This is a genomic window from Microbacterium xerophyticum (assembly GCF_053543555.1).
In genome coordinates this window covers 304,505-324,305 of record NZ_JBLVOB010000006.1, presented here as the reverse complement: position 1 = coordinate 324,305, position 19,801 = coordinate 304,505, and the positions used below count along the sequence as shown (strand labels likewise).

General features: G+C 68.6%; 17 protein-coding genes. All 17 read left to right on the top strand.

Annotated elements, in window-relative coordinates:
• The first annotated feature begins 42 nt into the window (after positions 1-42).
• The gene (locus ACNPNP_RS08200; RefSeq protein WP_448965556.1) at positions 43-1,983 is read left to right on the top strand and encodes a primosomal protein N' family DNA-binding protein; all 1,941 of its coding nucleotides are present in this window, start codon (positions 43-45) and stop codon (positions 1,981-1,983) included.
• A gap of 26 nt (positions 1,984-2,009) precedes the next feature.
• Positions 2,010-2,945, top strand: a complete 936-nt coding sequence (gene fmt, locus ACNPNP_RS08195; protein WP_448965555.1) for a methionyl-tRNA formyltransferase — start codon at positions 2,010-2,012, stop codon at positions 2,943-2,945.
• A complete protein-coding gene (locus tag ACNPNP_RS08190) occupies positions 2,942-4,411 on the top strand; it encodes an RsmB/NOP family class I SAM-dependent RNA methyltransferase (RefSeq protein ID WP_448965554.1) in 1,470 nt (489 codons plus the stop codon). Before fmt ends, ACNPNP_RS08190 begins: the two co-directional genes overlap by 4 nt.
• A gap of 4 nt (positions 4,412-4,415) precedes the next feature.
• Positions 4,416-5,096 (top strand): ribulose-phosphate 3-epimerase, encoded by a 681-nt coding sequence (gene rpe / locus ACNPNP_RS08185; RefSeq protein WP_448965553.1) that lies wholly within the window; start codon positions 4,416-4,418, stop codon positions 5,094-5,096.
• Positions 5,093-5,356 (top strand): phosphoribosyl-ATP diphosphatase, encoded by a 264-nt coding sequence (locus ACNPNP_RS08180; protein ID WP_448965552.1) that lies wholly within the window; start codon positions 5,093-5,095, stop codon positions 5,354-5,356. Before rpe ends, ACNPNP_RS08180 begins: the two co-directional genes overlap by 4 nt.
• 37 nt (positions 5,357-5,393) lie before the next feature.
• Positions 5,394-6,233, top strand: coding sequence for an ATP phosphoribosyltransferase (gene hisG / locus ACNPNP_RS08175; protein ID WP_448965551.1), 840 nt, complete (start codon positions 5,394-5,396; stop codon positions 6,231-6,233).
• A gap of 13 nt (positions 6,234-6,246) precedes the next feature.
• On the top strand, positions 6,247-7,008 hold the full coding sequence (gene hisF / locus ACNPNP_RS08170; RefSeq protein WP_448965550.1) for an imidazole glycerol phosphate synthase subunit HisF: 762 nt from the start codon (positions 6,247-6,249) through the stop codon (positions 7,006-7,008).
• On the top strand, positions 7,005-7,379 hold the full coding sequence (gene hisI, locus ACNPNP_RS08165) for a phosphoribosyl-AMP cyclohydrolase (RefSeq protein ID WP_448965549.1): 375 nt from the start codon (positions 7,005-7,007) through the stop codon (positions 7,377-7,379). Before hisF ends, hisI begins: the two co-directional genes overlap by 4 nt.
• Positions 7,376-7,966: a Trp biosynthesis-associated membrane protein gene (locus ACNPNP_RS08160; protein ID WP_448965548.1), complete on the top strand. Its 591-nt coding sequence runs from the start codon at positions 7,376-7,378 to the stop codon at positions 7,964-7,966. Before hisI ends, ACNPNP_RS08160 begins: the two co-directional genes overlap by 4 nt.
• 47 nt (positions 7,967-8,013) lie before the next feature.
• Positions 8,014-8,259, top strand: a complete 246-nt coding sequence (locus ACNPNP_RS08155) for a DUF6704 family protein (RefSeq protein WP_448965547.1) — start codon at positions 8,014-8,016, stop codon at positions 8,257-8,259.
• The gene (gene trpC / locus ACNPNP_RS08150; protein ID WP_448965546.1) at positions 8,259-9,038 is read left to right on the top strand and encodes an indole-3-glycerol phosphate synthase TrpC; all 780 of its coding nucleotides are present in this window, start codon (positions 8,259-8,261) and stop codon (positions 9,036-9,038) included. Before ACNPNP_RS08155 ends, trpC begins: the two co-directional genes overlap by 1 nt.
• Entirely contained in the window at positions 9,035-10,303 is a 1,269-nt protein-coding gene (gene trpB, locus ACNPNP_RS08145) for a tryptophan synthase subunit beta (protein ID WP_448965545.1), read from the top strand. The genes trpC and trpB overlap by 4 nt, the downstream gene beginning before the upstream one ends.
• Positions 10,300-11,103, top strand: coding sequence for a tryptophan synthase subunit alpha (gene trpA / locus ACNPNP_RS08140; protein ID WP_448965544.1), 804 nt, complete (start codon positions 10,300-10,302; stop codon positions 11,101-11,103). The genes trpB and trpA overlap by 4 nt, the downstream gene beginning before the upstream one ends.
• Before the next feature lie 10 nt (positions 11,104-11,113).
• Positions 11,114-12,139, top strand: coding sequence for a prolipoprotein diacylglyceryl transferase (gene lgt / locus ACNPNP_RS08135; protein ID WP_448965543.1), 1,026 nt, complete (start codon positions 11,114-11,116; stop codon positions 12,137-12,139).
• Positions 12,140-12,228: 89 nt separating this feature from the next.
• Positions 12,229-16,797 carry a glutamate synthase large subunit gene (gltB, locus tag ACNPNP_RS08130; protein ID WP_448965542.1) on the top strand — a complete coding sequence of 1,523 codons (4,569 nt, stop codon included), beginning with the start codon at positions 12,229-12,231 and terminating at the stop codon, positions 16,795-16,797.
• Positions 16,790-18,259, top strand: coding sequence for a glutamate synthase subunit beta (locus ACNPNP_RS08125; protein WP_448965541.1), 1,470 nt, complete (start codon positions 16,790-16,792; stop codon positions 18,257-18,259). Before gltB ends, ACNPNP_RS08125 begins: the two co-directional genes overlap by 8 nt.
• Before the next feature lie 60 nt (positions 18,260-18,319).
• Entirely contained in the window at positions 18,320-19,768 is a 1,449-nt protein-coding gene (gene pyk / locus ACNPNP_RS08120; protein ID WP_448965540.1) for a pyruvate kinase, read from the top strand.
• Positions 19,769-19,801 lie beyond the last annotated feature (33 nt).

The window sequence follows — 19,801 nt, the reverse complement described above, 5'->3', positions numbered from 1 at the left end:
GCGCGGGCGCGGGGCGCGGGTGCCCCTGCGCGGAGCGCGACCGTGAGCCGGCGCATCGCTCGGGTGCTCCTGGACTCCCCGCTGCCTCAGCTGGATCGCCTGTTCGACTACGCGCTGCCCGACGAGCTCGGCGACGTGCCGGTAGGCGTGCGCGTGCGCGTGCCGCTGCGCACCGCCGGTCGGATGATCGACGCGTACGTGGTCGAGGTGGCCGAGGAGGATGACGCCGAGCGGCCGCTCTCGACGGTCGAGACCGTCGTCTCCACCGCCTCTGTGCTTCCGGAACGGCTCTACCGACTCGCTCGACGGACGGCGGACCGCGCGGCGGGATCGGCGAGCGACATCCTCCGCCTCGTCATCCCCAAGCGGCAGGTGCGGGTCGAGAAGGCGTGGAAGCGCGATGCCGAGGCGCCGATGCCGGCCGCCGATGCGATCGAGCGCGCGGACGCCGTGCTCGCCGAGTACGACGCCCTCGCGGCCGTACTCGATGACGGTGAGCGCGGTGCCGTCGAGGCGATCCCCGGCATCCGCGACGGTGTGCTGCGATGGACAGAGCTTCTCGCCGCGGCTGCGACGCGGACGCTCGCCTCCGGACGCTCCACCATCGTCGTCGTGCCTGATCACCGAGACCTCGACCGGCTGCTGACGACGCTGGAATCGTTCCTGCCCGCCGAGGCGATCGTGCGCCACGACTCCCGGCAGACGAACCCCGACCGCTATCGGGCCTTCCTGCGCACGCTCGACGACGCTCCCTGCGTCGTGGTCGGCAATCGATCCGCCGTGTACTCGCCGGTGCAGGCAGGCCTGGTCGCGATCTGGGATGACGGCGACCCGCTTCTCGGCGAGCCGCTCGCCCCGTACGTGCATTCGCGCGACGCCGCGCTGCTGCGACAGGAGCAGGAGGGCTCCGCGCTGATCCTGGCGGGGCACACCCGCACGACCGACGTCGAGCGGCTCGTGGCTCGCGGGTGGCTGAAGGATGTCCGTGCCGCACGCCGCGTACTGCCCAAGGTCGTGCTGAGCACTCCTCAGGAGATGGAGCAGCACACGCAGCGCGTGCACTCCAGTGCGTTCGCGAGTGCGCGCAGGGCGACGGAGGAGGGCCCGGTGCTGGTGCAGGTGTCGCGCCCTGGGTTCTCACCGACGCTCGTCTGCGCCGACTGTCGTGCGCCGGCGCGCTGCGGACCGTGCGGCGGTCCCCTCGGGGCCAGGCACCGCGGGGCCGTGCCGGTGTGCGGATGGTGCGGACGATCTGCGCGCGCATGGGCGTGCCCCGCGTGCTCTTCGACGAAGCTGCGCCTCGCCTCCTCCGGGAGCGAACGGACGGCCGACGAGCTCGGGCGCGCCTTCCCCGGCGTGCGCGTGATCGTCGCGGACGGCGCTCACCCGGTCGAGCAGGTCTCGGACAAGCCGGCACTGGTGGTCGCGACGCGCGGGGCGGAGCCGGTCGCCGACGGCGGCTACCGCGCCGTCGTGCTTCTCGACGGTTCCAGGATGCTGCAGGCACCCGATCTGCGCGTCGGCGAGTCATGTCTGCGGTGGTGGTCCAACGCCGCCGCTCTTGCGGCCCCGGGGGCTCCCGTGCATCTCGTCGGTGTGGACGGACCCGTCGGACGGGCATTGGCGACGTGGAACCAGGCCGGGTATGCCCGCTCGGAGCTCGAGGAGCGCGCGCCGTTGCACATGCCTCCGGCCACCCGCGTCGCGCTGGTCGAAGGTCTCCCGGCATCCGTGGAGCGCGCCATGGCAGATCTTCGCGCGCTGCCGTTGCCGACGGACGCGATCCTCGGCCCCGTTCCCATCGAGAGCGACGAGGGCCGCGTGCGTGCCCTGGTGCGCTTCGAGTACGCTGCGGGCAACGCCGTCGCGACGAGTCTTCGCGCCGCCGTCGTCGCGGAGGCCGTGAAGCGTCGCCGTGGCCGAGGGCAGAGCAACCGCAGCCCGCTCTCGCTTCGCCTCGATATCCTCGATCCTGAGCTGTGACACCCATTCCATCCGGAGAACATTTCATGCGACTCGTCTTCGCCGGCACACCCGCCGCCGCCATTCCCACACTGCGCGCACTCGCGCAATCCCACGAGATAGTGGCGGTCGTCACGCGACCGGATGCGCCGCTGGGGCGCAAGCGCGTCCTGACGCCGTCTCCCGTCGCGCAGGCGGCGGCGGAGCTCGGGCTGCCCACCATCAAGGCCGCACGCCTGGACGACGAGGCCACCGGCCGGATCGCCGCGCTGCGGCCGGAGCTCGGCGTGATCGTCGCGTACGGAGGACTCGTCCGGGAGCCCCTGCTGTCGACTCCCGATCATGGCTGGGTCAACCTGCACTTCTCACTCCTGCCGGCCTGGCGAGGCGCCGCACCCGTGCAGCGCGCGCTCATGGCCGGAGATCCCGAGCTGGGGGCGAGCGTCTTCCGACTCGTCGCTGCGCTGGATGCCGGAGACGTGTTCGCCTCGCGGGTCGTGCCGATCCCGGCGGACGCCACGGCGGACACCGCGCTCGAGATCCTCGCGCAGGACGGCGCCGCTCTCACGGCGGACGTCGTCGCGGGCATCGCCGACGGCACCGCGGTCGCCGTGGCACAAGAGGGTGAGGTGTCGCTGGCGCCGAAGCTCACGATCGACGACGGCGTGCTGGACTGGACGCTTCCCGTCGAGTCGGTCTACGCGCGGTTCCGCGGAGTCACGCCGGAACCCGGTGCCCACACCACGGTCGCGGGACTGCGGGTGAAGATCCTGGACGCGCGCCCGGCGGAGGGCGCCGAGCCGTCGGCCGCGGGGGAGATCACCGCGACCAAGCAGTCGTTGCTGATCGGTACCGCGACGACGCCCCTGGAAGTGCGGCGCGTGCAGCCCGCGGGCAAGGCGGCGATGAGCGCGACCGACTGGTGGCGCGGATTCAGAGGCGCCGCGCTGAACGGCGACGACACGATCCGGGCCGGCGCATGAGCGATGAGAGGCGCGCGTGGCCGCACACCGGGGCTCAGCGCCGCGGCGGCGTGCCCCGGCAGAACTCCGCGCGCGGTGCACGCAACGTGCAGCCGGCACGCAGGGTCGCCTATGACGTTCTGCGCGCGGTGAGCGGATCGGACGCGTACGCGAACCTGCTGCTGCCGACCGCGATCGCCGACGCCGCGCTGAACCCTCAGGATGCGGCTCTCGCCACCGAACTGACGTACGGCACGCTGCGTCGTCGTGGCACCTACGACGCGATCATCGCGTCGGCCGCTGGACGACCGAGCGACGATATCGACGAGACCGTGCTCGATGCGCTGCGACTCGCGACGCATCAGCTGCTCGCGACCAGGGTCGCATCGCACGCGGCGGTCAACGAGTCGGTGAACCTCGTCGCAGCCGAAGCAGGAAGAGGACCGTCGGGGTTCGCGAACGCCGTCCTCCGTCGCATATCGCGCGACACACCGGGGCAGTGGCAGGAGCGCATCGAGCGCGAAGCGCGCTCGGACGACGAACGCCTCGGTCTGCGAACTGCGCATCCGGTGTGGATCATCCGCGCTCTGCGGCGCGCCCTGGCGGCAGAGGACAGGGAAGATGAGCTCGAAGCCCTGCTCGAGGCCGACAACGTGTCACCGGAGGTTACTCTGGTCGCGCTGCCAGGCCTGTCCGAACGCGGCACTCCGGCCAGGCCGTACGCCTCGACAGCGTTCGGTTCGCCCGGCGGTGACCCGCACACCGTCATCGACGCGTCCGGCGGCACGGTCCGCGTGCAGGATGAGGGGTCTCAGCTCGTCGCGCTCGCACTCGCCGGCGCCGCGCCGATCCGCGCGGGTGAGCAGTGGCTCGATCTGTGCGCCGGCCCAGGCGGCAAGACGGCGCTGCTCGCCGCGATCGCCCGGCAGCAGGATGTGACCCTCGAGGCGAACGAGGTCGTGCCGACGCGCGCCCGCCTGGTGCGCAACGCCCTGAAGGCGGTACCCGGCGAGGTCACCGTCCACGAAGAGGACGGCCGCGGTCTCACCGCCGCCAATCACGGACGTTACGACCGCATCCTTGTCGATGCGCCGTGCACCGGCCTCGGCGCACTGCGCAGGCGCCCTGAGGCGCGATGGCGCAAGACTCCGGCCGACGTCGCCGATCTCGTCCCGCTGCAGGAGGAGCTGCTCACCGGGGCGCTGGACGCGCTCGCGCCGGGAGGCATCGTCGCCTACGTCACATGCTCGCCGCACCTCGCCGAGACGTCGGGCGTGGTGTCGACGGTGGTGCGCGGTCGCGACGACGTGATCGAACTGGATGCCGCGGCCGTGCTGTCGGCGCTCGCGCAGAGCCCCATCGACCTCGCATCCGACGGCAGCGGCAGGGTGCAGCTGTGGCCGCACCGCCACGGCACCGACGCCATGTTCCTCGCTCTGCTCCAGCGCTCGGACGAGGCGAAGACCACCACTGAGACGGGAGAATGATCACATGAGCCTTCCAGCGGCACCGCGCATCAACCCGAGCGTCCTGTCAGCCGACTTCGTCAACATGCAGGCGGATCTCGCCCGCATCCGGACCGCGGACTTCGCGCACATCGACGTCATGGACAACCACTTCGTGCCGAATCTGACATTCGGTCCGCAGATGGTCGAGCGCATCCAGGCGACGAGTCCGATACCGCTCGATGTGCATCTGATGATCACGGACCCCGATCGGTGGGCGCCCGGCTACGCCGAACTCGGCGTGGCCAGCGTCACCTTCCACCTGGAGGCCGCCGACGATCCTGTCGCGCTCGCCCGACGTCTGCGCTCGATCGGTGCGCGCGCCGGAGTGGCGCTCAAGCCGGGCACGGCGGGGGAGAGCCTTTACGAGCTGTTCGACGAGTTCGACCAGATACTCGTGATGACCGTCGAGCCGGGCTTCGGCGGCCAGAGCTTCATGACCGAGACCATGCCGAAGCTGCGTGCACTCTCCGATGAGGCGCGACGGCGCGGATCCGACGTCTGGTTCCAGGTCGACGGCGGCATCGCAGATGACACGATCGCGCAGGCCGCTGCAGCCGGCGCCGACACCTTCGTCGCAGGTTCCGCGGTCTACGGGGCCGCTGACGTCGAAGCCGCGATCGTCGGGCTTCGAGAGCGCGCGCGAGCCGCTAGCCTTGAAGCGTGAAGACTTTCGACGAGCTGTTCGCTGAGCTCAGCGTCAAAGCCGAGACCCGCCCCGCAGGTTCCGGCACGGTCGCAGAGCTCGACGCCGGCGTGCACACGATCGGGAAGAAGATCGTGGAGGAGGCCGCCGAAGTGTGGATGGCCTCCGAATACGAATCCGACGCCGAGGCGGCAGAAGAGATCTCCCAGCTGCTCTACCACGTGCAGGTGATGATGATCGCGAAGGGGCTGAGCCTCGAGGACGTGTACCGACATCTCTGATGCGCGCCGTCCTGTTCCTCTGATCTGAAAGCTCCCCATGCTGCGCATTGCCGTTCCCAACAAGGGCTCGCTCGCCGAGACCGCCGCCGAGATGCTCGCCGAAGCCGGATACGCCGGTCGCCGAGACTCCAAGACCCTGCACGTGATCGACGCCGGCAACGACGTCGAGTTCTTCTTCCTCCGCCCGCGCGACATCGCGATCTACGTCGCCTCCGGCGCTCTCGACGTCGGGATCACCGGCCGTGATCTGCTGCGCGACGCCCCCGAGCAGGCGCGCGAGGTGCAGGCACTCGGCTTCGCCCGCTCGACCTTCCGCTTCGCGGCGCCGGCCGGCCGCTACAGCACGATCGAGGATCTGGCCGGTGTGCGGGTCGCATCCGCGTACCCCGGCCTCGTCGACGCGTTCCTGCGTGAGCACGGCGTCGAGGCGACGCTCGTGCCGCTCGACGGCGCTGTGGAGTCGGCCGTGCAGCTCGGCGTCGCCGACGCGATCGCCGACGTCGTCGAGACCGGCACCACGCTCAGGCAGGCCGGCCTCGAGATCTTCGGACCGGTCATCATCGAGTCGGAGGCCGTGCTGATCAGCCGCCCCGGCGATGCCGAGGGCACCGAGCGGCTGCTGCGCCGGCTCCGGGGCGTCATCGTGGCCCGCCAGTACGTGCTGCTCGACTACGACCTTCCCGTCGAGCTGATCGACAAGGCGACGGCGATCGCATCCGGCCGTGAGTCGCCGACGATCTCGCCGCTGCAGGATCCGAAGTGGGTCGCGGTGCGCGTGATGCTGCCGCGCACCGGCATCAATCAGGTGATGGACGACCTGTACGCCATCGGAGCCCGCGCGCTCCTGGTCACCGCCATCCACGCCGCAAGATTGTGATCGGGGGATTCAGATGACTCTCACGAGTCGTGTCATCCCGTGCCTCGATGTCGCCGCAGGACGCGTCGTCAAGGGCGTGAACTTCGAGAACCTCCGAGACATGGGCGATCCGGTCGAGCTGGCGGCGCACTACGCCGCCCAAGGTGCCGACGAGATCACCTTCCTCGATGTGACAGCCACGGTCGACGCACGCGCCACCACGTACGACGTGGTGCAGCGCACCGCCGAGCACGTCTTCGTGCCGCTCACCGTCGGCGGAGGCGTGCGCAGCGTCGATGACGTCGCGAGGCTGCAGGGCGTCGGCGCCGACAAGGTGGGCGTGAACTCCGCGGCGATCGCCCGTCCCGAGCTCATCGGGGAGATCGCCGATCGGTTCGGCGCCCAGGTGCTGGTTCTCTCGCTCGACGTCAAACGCGCGCAGACCACGGCCTCCGGCTTCGTGGTCACGACGCACGGCGGACGCACGGAGACGTCGCTCGATGCCGTGGAGTGGGCGCGGGAGGCGATCGAACGCGGAGCAGGCGAACTGCTCGTCAACTCGATCGACGCCGACGGCACACGCGACGGCTTCGACCTCGAACTCGTCCGTCTCATGCGGGAAGTGTCGTCCGTACCGGTCATCGCCTCAGGCGGTGCCGGTGACGTGAACGACTTCGCACCTGCGATCCACGCAGGAGCGGACGCGGTCCTCGCGGCGAGTGTGTTCCACTCGGGCGCGCTGACCGTCGGCGAGGTCAAGCAAGCGATGAGTGCAGAAGGGATCCTGGTGCGATGAGCGAGGTCGAGACACGGATCGCACAGGTGGCCTGGAACGCCGACGGACTCACCCCTGCGATCGTGCAGCAATGGGACACCCGCGAGGTGCTGATGCTCGCCTGGGTGGATGCCGAGGCGCTGCGCCGCACGCTCACCTCCGGTCGGGCGGCCTACTGGTCGCGATCGCGCCAGGAGTACTGGCGCAAGGGTGACACCTCCGGGAACATCCAGCGCGTCCGCGAAGCGCGGCTGGACTGCGACGGCGACGCGATCCTGCTGCTGGTCGATCAGACCGGCCCCGCCTGCCACACCGGGACCCGTACGTGCTTCGACGCCGCTGATCTCGGGGCCGTCGGCGGCGTGGTCGCCGCGGAGTCGGGAGCGCAATGACGTTCCGCCGCCGCGGGCGCAGCACCGCCGTCGTCGCATTCCTGCTCGCGGGCGGCATCGGCATCATCTCGTCCACGCAGACATGGTTGAGCGTCACCAGGGCGGACGCCGGAGAACCGATCCTGGTTCCCGGTGCCGATGCCCTGGCCCTGCTCGCCCCGTTGAGCCTCGCCGTCCTCGCCCTGGGAGCGGCGCTCGCACTGGTCGGGCGGACTCTGCGTCATGTGTTCGCGACGCTGGCGCTGCTGGGCGGTGCGCTCCTGGCCTGGTGGACAGCGGAGATCGTGTTCACAGCGCCCGTGTCGGCGGTCGCCGCGACCGTCACGGAGACCACGGGGCTCGCGGGCGGTACCGCGGTGACAGATGTCATCGCCTCCATCACCGTGACCTTCTGGCCGATGCTGGCACTGATCGGGTGGGTGCTGCTGATCGTGGCAGCCGGGTTCACGCTCGTCACCGCGAACCGCTGGAAGACCGGAGGGAAGCGTTTCCGCACCGATACGGCCGCGCATGGCGAGACCGACGGCACCGTCGATGCGATCGATTCATGGGACGACCTGTCGCGCGGCACGGATCCGACCCGGTGACCCCGATAGACTGAATGCGCTTATCAACGACCGCTTCGGAGGAGACCATGACCAACCCGATCGCTGACCCCGGCCACGGACACTCACCTGCGGCGTGGACCGCTGTGGTGGTCATGCTGTTCGGCTTCACGCTGGGCACCGTCGCGTTCTGCCTCGCGGAGTTCAGCCCGATCTGGCCCCCCATCGTCTGGGTCTCGGTCGGCATCATCGTCGTCGGCATGCTGCTCGGCTGGATCCTGGCCAAGGCCGGCTACGGCGTGAAGGGCCCCAAGTACTCGCCGAAGGGGCACTAGTGGTTCTCGCCGACCTGACGGCCGGCGCAGTCGAAGACGCCGAACGCCGTGCGCGGACGCGCCCGCTCGCCGAGGTCGAACGCGCCGCGCTGGCGCGTCCAGCGGCCAAGGACGCACTCGCCGCGCTCGCCCCGTCCGAGCGCGTCAAGATCATCGCAGAGGTCAAGCGCGCGAGCCCCTCGCGCGGTGCCCTCGCCGACATCCCCGATCCCGCGCATCAGGCATCGCTCTACGAGACCGGTGGAGCATCCGCGATCAGCGTCCTCACCGAGGAACGACGATTCGGAGGCAGCCTCGCCGACCTCGAGGCGGTCACCGCACGTGTGTCGCTGCCCGTTCTGCGCAAGGACTTCATCGCCACGCCGTATCAGGTGCTGGAGGCACGTGCGGCGGGAGCCGACCTCGCGCTGCTGATCGTCGCCGGCCTCGAGCCCAAGGTGCTCCAGGAACTGTTCGTCCTCATCGGAGAGCTCGGCATGACCGCTCTCGTCGAGACGCACTCCGCGGATGAACTGGAGGCTGCGATCGATCTCGGTTCACGACTGATCGGCGTGAACGCCCGCGACCTGAAGACCCTCGAACTCGACCGCGACCTGTTCGGCAGGCTCGTCGACCGCATCCCGTCCGATGCCGTGAAGATCGCCGAGTCCGCGGTGCTGAGCCCCGCCGATGTCGCCCATTACCGTTCGGCGGGCGCCGACGTCGTCCTGATCGGCGAAGCGCTGGTCACCGGCGATCCGGTCGCCACGTTGAAGAGCTTCCTGGAGGTGGACGCATGAGTCTTCGAGACCAGCCGGGGCCGTTCTACGGCGAGTTCGGTGGCAGGTACATGCCGGAATCCCTCATCGCGGCGATCGACGAGCTCACCGTCGCGTACGAGGAGGCCATCGCGGATCCTGACTTCCGCGCGGAGCTCGCCGGACTGCTCAGCTCCTACGCCGGCCGCCCGTCCGCACTCACCGAGGTGCAGCGGTTCGCTGCGCATGCAGGAGGCGCACGAATCTTCCTGAAGCGCGAAGACCTCAACCACACCGGCAGCCACAAGATCAACAATGTCCTCGGGCAGGCTCTGCTCACGAAGCGCCTGGGCAAGACACGGGTCATCGCGGAGACCGGCGCGGGGCAGCACGGCGTCGCCACCGCGACCGCGGCCGCACTGTTCGGTCTGGACTGCACCATCTACATGGGCGAGGTCGACACGGAGCGTCAGGCACTGAACGTCGCCCGCATGCGGTTGCTCGGCGCAGAGGTCGTTCCGGTGACCACCGGCTCGCGCACGCTGAAGGACGCGATCAACGACGCGTACCGCGACTGGGTGGCCACGGTCGAGAGCACCAACTACATCTTCGGAACAGCCGCCGGCCCTCATCCGTTCCCCGCGATGGTGCGCGACTTCCAGAAGATCATCGGCGAAGAGGCCCGTCAGCAACTGCTCGACGAGACCGGACGGCTTCCGGACGCGGTCATCGCGTGCGTCGGCGGAGGATCCAACGCGATCGGGATGTTCGATGCGTTCCTCGACGATGCCGATGTGAAGCTGTACGGAGTGGAGGCGGCCGGCGACGGCGTCGACACCGAGCAGCACGCCGCGTCGATCGAGCGCGGCCGCCCCGGGGTTCTGCACGGCGCGAAGACGTACGTCCTCCAGGACGAGGACGGCCAGACCATCGAGTCGCATTCGATCTCGGCAGGACTCGACTATCCCGGCGTCGGGCCCGAGCACTCCTGGCTCGCCGACATCGGCAGGGCCGACTACATACCCGCCACGGACGACGAGGCCATGCAGGCGCTGCGCCTGCTGAGCCGTACCGAGGGGATCATCCCCGCGATCGAGTCCGCTCACGCACTCGCCGGCGCATTGCGCATCGGCCGCGAGATGGGACCGGGAGCCATCCTCGCTGTGTGCCTGTCCGGCCGTGGGGACAAGGACATGGACACGGCAGCGCGCTATTTCGATCTCTACGACCGGGAGGCGGCCGAACGCGATGCCGCCGACAAAGACGCCGTGACACAGGCGGCAGCGGATGCGGGGACTGCGCGATGAGCCGCGTCGAAGCCGCGATCCAGAAGGCGCACGACGAGGGCCGTGGTGCCTTCATCGGCTATCTTCCCGTGGGGTTCCCCGATCTGCAGACCAGCATCCAGGCTGCGATCACGCTCGCCGAGAACGGTGTCGACGTCATCGAACTCGGACCGCCCTACAGCGACCCGGTGATGGACGGCCTGGTGATCCAGGAGGCCACCCAGGCGGCCCTCGCCGCGGGTTTCCGGATGCGCGACCTGTTCACGGCGGTTCGGGAGATCACTGCGGCCACCGACGTTCCGGTGGTCGTCATGACGTACTGGAATCCCGTGATGCAGTACGGGGTCGACCGCTACGCCGATGACCTGCTCGCCGCCGGCGGTGCTGGTCTCATCACACCGGACATCACCCCGGATGCCGCCGAGGACTGGATCGCCGCCAGCGAGCGCACCGGACTCGACCGCATCTTCCTCGCCGCGCCCACCTCCACTGACGAGCGCCTCGACCTCGTCGTGGCATCCTCCACCGGATTCGTCTACACCGTGTCCACGATGGGAATCACGGGGGAGCGCGCCGAGCTCGACAAGGCCGCGCGCACCCTGGTCTCGCGCCTGCGTGAGCGCGGTGCCGTGCGCGCGTGCGTCGGAATCGGCATCTCCACCGCCGAGCAGATCGCCGGCATCACCGAGTACGCCGACGGCGCCATCGTCGGCACCGCGCTGGTGCGCGCACTCCGCGACGGAGGCCTCGAGGCCCTCGCCGCCGTCACAAAGTCCCTTGCCGCAGGCACGCCGTCGGCAGCCACCTCACACGAGAACTAGAATCGCACTCATGTCCCTCGCGCTTCACACCGCCATCAGCGGCGTGCTCACCAGCATCCCGAGCCCTCCCGTCAGCTACATCGACCTCGGGCCGCTGCGGATCCACTTCTACGCGCTCTGCATCATCGCCGGCATCATCGCGGCCACGCTGCTGACCAATCACCGCCTGACCAAGCGCGGGGCGGAGCCGTGGGTCGTCATCGACATCGCGATCCTCGCCGTGCCGCTCGCGATCATCGGCGCACGCATCTTCCACGTGCTCACGCACCCGAACTTCTACTTCGGCGAGGGCAAGAACACCTGGAACCCCTTCGAGCCGGGCTCTGTCTGGGCGATCTGGGAGGGCGGCATCGCCATCTTCGGCGCCCTCATCGGCGGCGCCGTCGGTGCGTATCTCGGCTGCAAGTGGACCGGCATCCGATTCTGGACCTTCGCCGACGCCCTGGCACCAGGACTGCTGCTGGCGCAGGCATTGGGCCGCTTCGGAAACTGGTTCAACCACGAGCTGTTCGGTCTTCCCACCGATCTGCCGTGGGGCCTGGAGATCGAATCCGACAACGTCGCCTTCCCGCCAGGGCTCGCAGAGGGCACCCTGTTCCACCCGACGTTCCTCTACGAGGTCGTCTGGAACAGCCTCGGCGTGCTCTTCCTGCTCTGGATCGGCCGTCGACTGCAGCTGCAGTGGGGCAAGCTCTTCGCCGTGTACCTCATCTGGTACAGCGCCGGTCGTGTGGTCTGGGAATCGATCCGCATCGATCCGAGCGAGATCTACTTCGGACTGCGCAGCAACGTGTGGGCATCGATCCTCGGCATCGTCGTCGGCATCGTCATCCTCATCGTGCAGACCCGCAGGCACACCGGACGCGAGGCCGGTCCGTACGCGCCAGGGCGCACGCGGAAGGACTCCGACGCTGATGTAGAATCGCAGGACATCACCGACGACTTCGTAGACGTGAGCGAGCCTCCGGTCGAAGTCGCCGCCGGAGCCACCGCCACAAGCACCGCTGCTCCCGCGAGTGAGGACAGCTCCCGATAAGCCTCCTCATCGAGTGAGGAATCCACTGCATTGAACGAGCGGGCCGACGTCGTCCCCGGTGTCACGTGATTACCTGAGGACGGTAACCCATGTACTTCCAGCCTCCGTACGGTGCCTCCGGCGCCTACCCCCCGAAGCAGGGCATGTACAACCCGGCATTCGAGAAGGATGCCTGCGGCCTCGCCATGGTCGCGACCCTGCGGGGCACAGCCGGACATGACATCATCCAGCTGGCGCTCGAAGCCCTGCGAAACCTTGAGCACCGAGGTGCGATCGGTTCGGATGCCGGCACCGGAGACGGTGCGGGCATCCTCACCCAGATGCCAGACCAGTTCCTGCGTGAGGTCACCGCATTCGAACTGCCCGATGCCGGCCACTACGCCGCCGGGCTCGCCTTCCTCCCGCTGCAGGCCGCCGAACGCCGCACCCAGAAGGCCGGGGTCGAGAAGATCGCCCGCGAAGAGGGACTCACCGTCCTCGGCTGGCGCGTCGTGCCCACGGCGAACGAGAACCTCGGCAAACTCGCGGACGAGGCGCGTCCCGCGTTCGAACAGCTCTTCGTCGCCTCCGCGCCCGGCCGCGACGCCCTCTCAGGAATCGCGCTCGACCGCGTCGCCTACCGCCTGCGCAAGCGCGCAGGACACGAGATCGGCGCGTACTTCGTTTCGCTGTCCAGCCGCACGCTCGGCTACAAGGGCATGGTCACCACGCTGCAGCTGGAGCCGTTCTACCCCGACCTGCAGGACGAGCGGTTCGCCTCTGAACTCGCCGTGGTCCACTCGCGATACTCGACCAACACCTTCCCCTCATGGCCGCTCGCGCAGCCGCTGCGCATGCTCGCCCACAACGGCGAGATCAACACCGTCGGCGGCAACCGCAACTGGATGCGCGCCCGCCAGTCGCAGCTCGAATCGGAGCTGCTCGGCGATGTGCGCCCTCTGCTTCCGATCTGCACGCCGGGCGCCAGCGACTCGGCCTCGTTCGACGAGGTGCTCGAACTGCTCACGCTGACCGGACGCAGCCTGCCGCACGCCATCATGATGATGGTGCCGGAGGCGTACGAGAAGCAGGCGGACATCTCGCCCGAGCTCCGCGCGTTCTACGAGTACCACTCGAACCAGATGGAGCCGTGGGACGGCCCGGCCGCACTCATCTTCACGGACGGCACTCTCGTCGGCGCGACGCTGGACCGCAACGGACTGCGCCCCGGCCGCTGGACCGAGACCACCGACGGACTCGTCGTCATCGGCTCCGAGACCGGCGTCCTCGAGTTCGCACCGGAGCGCATCAAGCGCCGCGGACGCCTGCAGCCCGGCAAGATGTTCCTCGTCGACACCTCCGCCGGACGCATCGTCGAGGATGAGGAGATCAAGCACGATCTCGCCACCATGCACCCCTGGCAGCAGTGGCTGGACGACGGCGCCGTACGCCTGGCAGATCTGCCCGAGCGCGAGCACATCGTTCATCCGCCGGCATCCATCACCCGCCGTCAGCGCACCTTCGGGTACACCGAGGAAGAAGTGCGCATCCTGCTGACCCCGATGGGGCAGACCGGTGCGGAGCCGCTCGGCGCCATGGGCTCCGACACGCCGATCGCGGTTCTCAGTGAGCGTCCCCGACTGCTGTTCGACTACTTCACGCAGCAGTTCGCGCAGGTGACGAACCCGCCGCTGGACTCCATCCGCGAAGAGGTCGTCACGAGCCTGAAGCTGGGACTCGGACCCGAGCGGAACCTGCTCAGTTGGGGCCCGGAGCACACCCGAACGGTGACCCTCGATTTCCCGGTGATCGACAACGACGAACTGGCGAAGATCCGTCACATCGACAAGGCGCTCGAAGGGCGCTCATCCGTGACGATCCGCGGGCTGTACCACTTCGACGCCGGCGCCCACACGATGCAGGAGCGTCTGGAGGAGATGTGCACCGAGGTCGATGAGGCCATCGCCGACGGCGCGGAGTTCATCATCCTCTCGGACCGCGATTCCAACAAGGACCTCGTCCCGATCCCTTCCCTGCTCATGGTGTCGGCGATCCACCACCACCTGATCCGACGCGAGAACCGCATGAAGGTCGGCCTGATCGTCGAGGCGGGAGACGTCCGCGAGGTGCACCACGTCGCGACGCTGATCGGCTACGGCGCTTCCGCGGTGAACCCCTATCTGGCGATGGAGACCGTCGAGCACCTCGTGCGCACCGGTTTCATCACCGGCATCACTCCGGAGAAGGCCGTCAAGAACCTGATCTACGCGCTCGGCAAGGGCGTCCTCAAGATCATGTCGAAGATGGGCATCTCGACCGTGTCCTCGTACGCGGGCGCCCAGGTGTTCGAGGCCGTCGGTCTCAGCCAGAAGCTGATCGACGCCTACTTCACCGGTACCGAGACGAAGCTCGGTGGCATCGACATCGAGGACCTCTTCGCCGAGAACCAGGCGCGCCACGACTACGCATATCCCGAGGATGCCGCGGCTCGCGCCCACGAGCGCCTGTGGACGGGCGGCGAATACCAGTGGCGACGCGACGGTTCTCCGCACCTGTTCAACCCTGAGACGGTGTTCCGTCTGCAGCACTCCACCCGCAACCGTCGATACGACATCTTCCGCGAGTACACCAAGCTCGTCGACGATCAGGCTGCGGAGCTGAAGACCCTGCGCGGACTGTTCACTCTGCGCACCGGCACGCGTCCTGCGGTCCCGCTCGACGAGGTCGAGCCCGTGAGCGCGATCGTGAAGCGCTTCTCGACCGGTGCGATGAGCTACGGCTCGATCTCCCGCGAGGCCCACGAGACCCTCGCGATCGCGATGAACAGCATCGGGGCGAAGTCGAACACGGGCGAGGGCGGAGAAGACGTCGATCGTCTGCTCGACCCCGAACGCCGCAGCTCGATCAAGCAGGTCGCCTCCGGTCGTTTCGGCGTCACGAGCCTGTACCTGACCGAGTCGGATGACATCCAGATCAAGCTCGCCCAGGGCGCGAAACCGGGGGAGGGCGGCCAGCTGCCGCCGACCAAGGTCTACCCGTGGGTTGCACGGACCCGTCACGCGACGGCCGGCGTCGGACTGATCTCGCCGCCGCCGCACCACGACATCTACTCGATCGAAGACCTCAAGCAGCTCATCTTCGACCTCAAGCGGGCCAATCCGTCCGCGCGCATCCACACCAAGCTCGTCAGTCAGTCAGGGATCGGCGCGGTCTCGGCAGGTGTCGCGAAGGCGCTCAGTGACGTCATCCTGGTCTCAGGCCACGACGGCGGCACCGGCGCGAGCCCGCTGAACTCGCTCAAACACGCCGGCACCCCGTGGGAGCTCGGCCTCGCCGAGACGCAGCAGACGCTCATGCTCAACGGGATGCGCGACCGCGTGGTCGTGCAGGTCGACGGCCAGCTCAAGACCGGGCGCGACGTCATCATCGGCGCGCTGCTCGGAGCCGAGGAGTTCGGTTTCGCGACGGCTCCGCTCGTCGTCAGCGGCTGCATCATGATGCGCGTATGCCATCTGGACACCTGCCCGGTCGGCGTCGCGACGCAGAACCCCGCCCTGCGCGAGCGCTTCACCGGCAAGCCGGAGTTCGTCGTGAACTTCATGGAGTTCATCGCCGAGGAGGTGCGCGAGATCCTCGCAGAGCTGGGCTTCCGCTCGCTCGACGAGGTCATCGGCCGCGCCGACCTGATCGAGGCGAACGACGCGATCGAGCACTGGAAGACAGACGGTCTCGACCTCACACCCGTGCTGGAGGGTCCGGTGTTCCCGGCATCCGAGCCGCGTCGCAGCGGTCGCGAGCAGGAGCACGAGCTCGACAAGCACTTCGACGTGCCTCTGATCGAGATGGCTCAGAGCACGCTCAACGACATGGCCCCGACCATCGTGGAGCTGCCCATCCGCAACACGGAACGGGCGGTCGGCACGATGCTCGGCCACGAAGTCACCGCGCGATTCGGCGAGGCCGGACTCGCTCGCGAGACGATCGACGTCACACTGCACGGCACCGCCGGCCAGTCGCTCGGCGCGTTCCTGCCGTCGGGCATCGTCCTGCGGCTCGAAGGCGACGCGAACGACTACGTCGGCAAGGGCCTCTCGGGTGGCGACATCACCATCCGTCCGGCGCGCGGCTCGAGCATCGCCCCGCACGAGAACGTGATCGCGGGCAACGTGATCGGCTACGGCGCGACATCGGGGACGATGTTCATCTCCGGAGTGGTCGGAGAGCGCTTCCTGGTGCGCAACTCCGGCGCGACCGCCGTCGTGGAGGGAGTGGGGGACCACGCCCTCGAGTACATGACGGGCGGTCTCGCGGTGATCCTCGGTTCGACCGGACGCAATCTCGGAGCCGGCATGTCGGGCGGCATCGCGTATGTCCACGCGTTGTCCACCGAGAAGGTGAACCTGCAGTCCCGCGACAGCGGCGAACTGCGACTGGAGACATTGGACCGGGCCGACCTCGAGGTGCTTCGCAGCCTGCTCACCGAGCACGTGGAGCGCACCGCGTCTCCGCTGGCGGCGGGGATGCTGGAAGACTTCGAGACCGTCGCGTCCGAGTTCGTGAAGGTGCTGCCGCGCGACTTCGCCGCGGTGCAGACAATGCGTCAGGAGGCGGAGGCGGACGGGCTCGACCCGGACGGCGACGTCGTCTGGAGCCGGATCCTGGAGGTGACCGGTGGCTGACCCCAAGGGCTTCTTGAAGGTGACGCAGCGCGAGCTTCCCGCTCGCCGTCCCGTCCCCGTGCGGATCATGGACTGGAAAGAGGTCTACGAGCCGGGGGACAAGACCGTTCTGCGCCGTCAGGCCGGACGGTGCATGGACTGCGGCGTGCCCTTCTGCCACCAGGGCTGCCCCCTGGGCAACCTGATCCCGGAATGGAACGACCTGACGTGGCGAGGCGAGGACCGTTCGGCGATCGAGCGTCTGCACGCGACGAACAACTTCCCCGAGTTCACCGGGCGACTGTGCCCTGCGCCGTGCGAGAGTTCGTGCGTGCTCGGTATCAACCAGCCGGCCGTGACCATCAAGCAGGTCGAGGTGTCGATCATCGACGAGGCCTTCTCGAAGGGCTGGGTCGAGCCGGAACCGCCCGAGCGGCTCACCGGCAAGACCGTCGCGGTCGTGGGCTCAGGGCCTGCCGGGCTCGCCGCCGCGCAGCAGCTGACGCGCGCGGGGCACACGGTGGCGGTCTTCGAGCGCGACGACCGCATCGGCGGACTGCTGCGTTACGGCATCCCGGATTTCAAGATGGAGAAGAGCCACCTCGAATCGCGCCTGCGGCAGATGCAGGAAGAGGGAACGCGCTTCCGTGCCGGCGTCGAGATCGGCAAGGACATCAGCTGGGCCGATCTCAGGGCGCGCTACGACGCGGTCGTGATCTGCACGGGTTCCACGGTGCCGCGCGACCTGAAGATCCCCGGTCGCGGTCTGGACGGCGTGCACTTCGCCATGGAGTACCTCGTCGAGTCGAACCATGCGGTCGCCGGCGACGTCGTGCACAACCAGATCACCGCTGAGGGCAAGCACGTCATCGTCATCGGCGGTGGCGACACGGGTGCGGACTGCATCGGCACCGCGCACCGCCAGGGCGCGCTGAGCGTGACGAACCTGGCCATCGGCACGCAGCCCGGTGTCGATCGACCCGAGCACCAGCCCTGGCCGATGATGCCGACCGTGTTCGAGGTCTCCTCCGCGCATGAAGAGGGCGGAGAGCGCCACTACCTGGCCTCGACGGTCGAGTTCCTCTCGAACGAGGCGGGCGAGGTGCGTGCGCTGCGCGTGGCTGAGACCGAGTACGTCGACGGTCGTCGCCGCGTGCCCAAGAGCGGCACCGAGCGCGAGATCCCCGCCGACCTCGTGCTGATCGCGATGGGCTTCACGGGTCCTGAGCAGGACGGTTTCACCGACGACCTGCGCCCGCTGGCCACCGACCGCGGCGCGTTCCAGCGCGATGACTCCTACGAGTCGACCGAGCCGGGCGTCTTCGTCGCCGGCGATGCCGGTCGTGGGCAGTCGCTCATCGTGTGGGCGATCGCAGAGGGCCGCGCGGCCGCTGCCGGAGTCGACCGCTTCCTCATGGGAGAGACGGTGCTGCCCGCACCCGTGCGTCCCACCGATGTCGCGATCGGCCTGCAGCCCGCGTAGGCTGGCGGAGGCATCGTCGCCAGTTCTGTATCACCCCCCACTCTCACCCTGGAGAATCTGTTGAGACGCGCGAAAATCGTCGCCACGCTGGGCCCGGCCACCTCGAGTTACGAGAACGTTCGAGCGATCATCGAAGCGGGGGTCGACGTCGCCCGGCTGAACCTCAGCCACGGTGACTACTCCGTCCATGACGCCAACTACGCCAACGTCCGCCGCGCTGCGGATGACGCGGGCAAGGCCGTCGCCGTGCTCGTCGACCTGCAGGGACCGAAGATCCGCCTCGGCAAGTTCGAGAACGGACCGTACGAGCTGGCCGCCGGTGACATCTTCAAGATCACCACGGAAGACATCATCGGCAACCGTGAGATCTGCGGCACGACCTTCAAGGGGCTGCCGCAGGACGTCAAGCCCGGCGACTTCCTGCTCATCGACGACGGAAAGGTGCGCGTCGAGGTGGTCGAGACCGACGGCACCGTCGTCACCACCCGTGTCATCGTCGCCGGCGCGGTGTCGAACAACAAGGGCATCAACCTGCCCGGCGTCGCCGTCAACGTGCCCGCGCTCAGCGAGAAGGATGAAGCGGACCTCCGCTGGGGCCTGAAGATCGGCGCCGACCTCATCGCGCTCTCGTTCGTGCGCAATGCGTCCGACGTCGTGCGCGTGCACGAGATCATGGCCGAAGAGGGCGTCAAGGTGCCCGTGATCGCCAAGATCGAGAAGCCGCAGGCCGTCGATGCCCTCGAGGAGATCGTCGACGCGTTCGACGGCATCATGGTCGCCCGTGGCGACCTGGGCGTCGAGCTTCCGCTCGAGGCCGTGCCGATCGTGCAGAAGCGCGCGGTCGAGCTCGCTCGTCGCAACGCCAAGCCCGTGATCGTCGCGACGCAGATGCTCGAGTCGATGATCTCCAGCCCCGTGCCGACGCGCGCCGAGACGTCCGATGTCGCGAACGCCGTGCTCGACGGCGCGGACGCCGTCATGCTCTCGGGCGAGACCAGTGTGGGGGAGTACCCGATCGTGGTCGTCGAGACCATGGCCCGCATCGTGGAGTCGACCGAGGAGCACGGTCTCGAGCGCATCGCGCCGCTCACGGCCAAGCCGCGCACCCAGGGTGGAGCGATCACGCTCGCCGCCCTCGAGGTCGCCGACTTCGTCGAAGCGAAGTTCCTGTGCGTCTTCACGCAGTCGGGTGACTCCGCTCGTCGCCTGTCGCGTCTGCGCTCGCGCATTCCGATGATCGCGTTCACACCGGAACCGACCATCCGCCGTCGCATGGCGCTGACCTGGGGCATCCGCTCCAAGCTCGTCGAGAACGTGCAGCACACCGACCTGATGTTCCTGCAGGTCGATGACTACCTGCTGAAGAATGACCTGGCCAAGGAAGGGGACAAGGTCGTCGTGATCTCCGGTTCCCCTCCCGGGATCATCGGTTCGACGAACGACATCCGCGTCCACAAGGTCGGGGACGCCGTCAACGGCGCAGCGCCGATCTACAAGGACGGCGTCTGAGACGACGATGAAGAGGGGCGGAGCCGCGGGGGC

What these genes read in the sequence shown, in the direction of transcription:
- fmt (WP_448965555.1), top strand. Translation starts at nt 2,010, where the DNA reads ATGCGACTCGTCTTCGCCGGCACACCCGCCGCCGCCATTCCCACACTG.
- ACNPNP_RS08190 (WP_448965554.1), top strand. Translation starts at nt 2,942, where the DNA reads ATGAGCGATGAGAGGCGCGCGTGGCCGCACACCGGGGCTCAGCGCCGC.
- rpe (WP_448965553.1), top strand. Translation starts at nt 4,416, where the DNA reads ATGAGCCTTCCAGCGGCACCGCGCATCAACCCGAGCGTCCTGTCAGCC.
- hisG (WP_448965551.1), top strand. Translation starts at nt 5,394, where the DNA reads ATGCTGCGCATTGCCGTTCCCAACAAGGGCTCGCTCGCCGAGACCGCC.
- hisF (WP_448965550.1), top strand. Translation starts at nt 6,247, where the DNA reads ATGACTCTCACGAGTCGTGTCATCCCGTGCCTCGATGTCGCCGCAGGA.
- hisI (WP_448965549.1), top strand. Translation starts at nt 7,005, where the DNA reads ATGAGCGAGGTCGAGACACGGATCGCACAGGTGGCCTGGAACGCCGAC.
- ACNPNP_RS08160 (WP_448965548.1), top strand. Translation starts at nt 7,376, where the DNA reads ATGACGTTCCGCCGCCGCGGGCGCAGCACCGCCGTCGTCGCATTCCTG.
- ACNPNP_RS08155 (WP_448965547.1), top strand. Translation starts at nt 8,014, where the DNA reads ATGACCAACCCGATCGCTGACCCCGGCCACGGACACTCACCTGCGGCG.
- trpB (WP_448965545.1), top strand. Translation starts at nt 9,035, where the DNA reads ATGAGTCTTCGAGACCAGCCGGGGCCGTTCTACGGCGAGTTCGGTGGC.
- trpA (WP_448965544.1), top strand. Translation starts at nt 10,300, where the DNA reads ATGAGCCGCGTCGAAGCCGCGATCCAGAAGGCGCACGACGAGGGCCGT.
- lgt (WP_448965543.1), top strand. Translation starts at nt 11,114, where the DNA reads ATGTCCCTCGCGCTTCACACCGCCATCAGCGGCGTGCTCACCAGCATC.
- gltB (WP_448965542.1), top strand. Translation starts at nt 12,229, where the DNA reads ATGTACTTCCAGCCTCCGTACGGTGCCTCCGGCGCCTACCCCCCGAAG.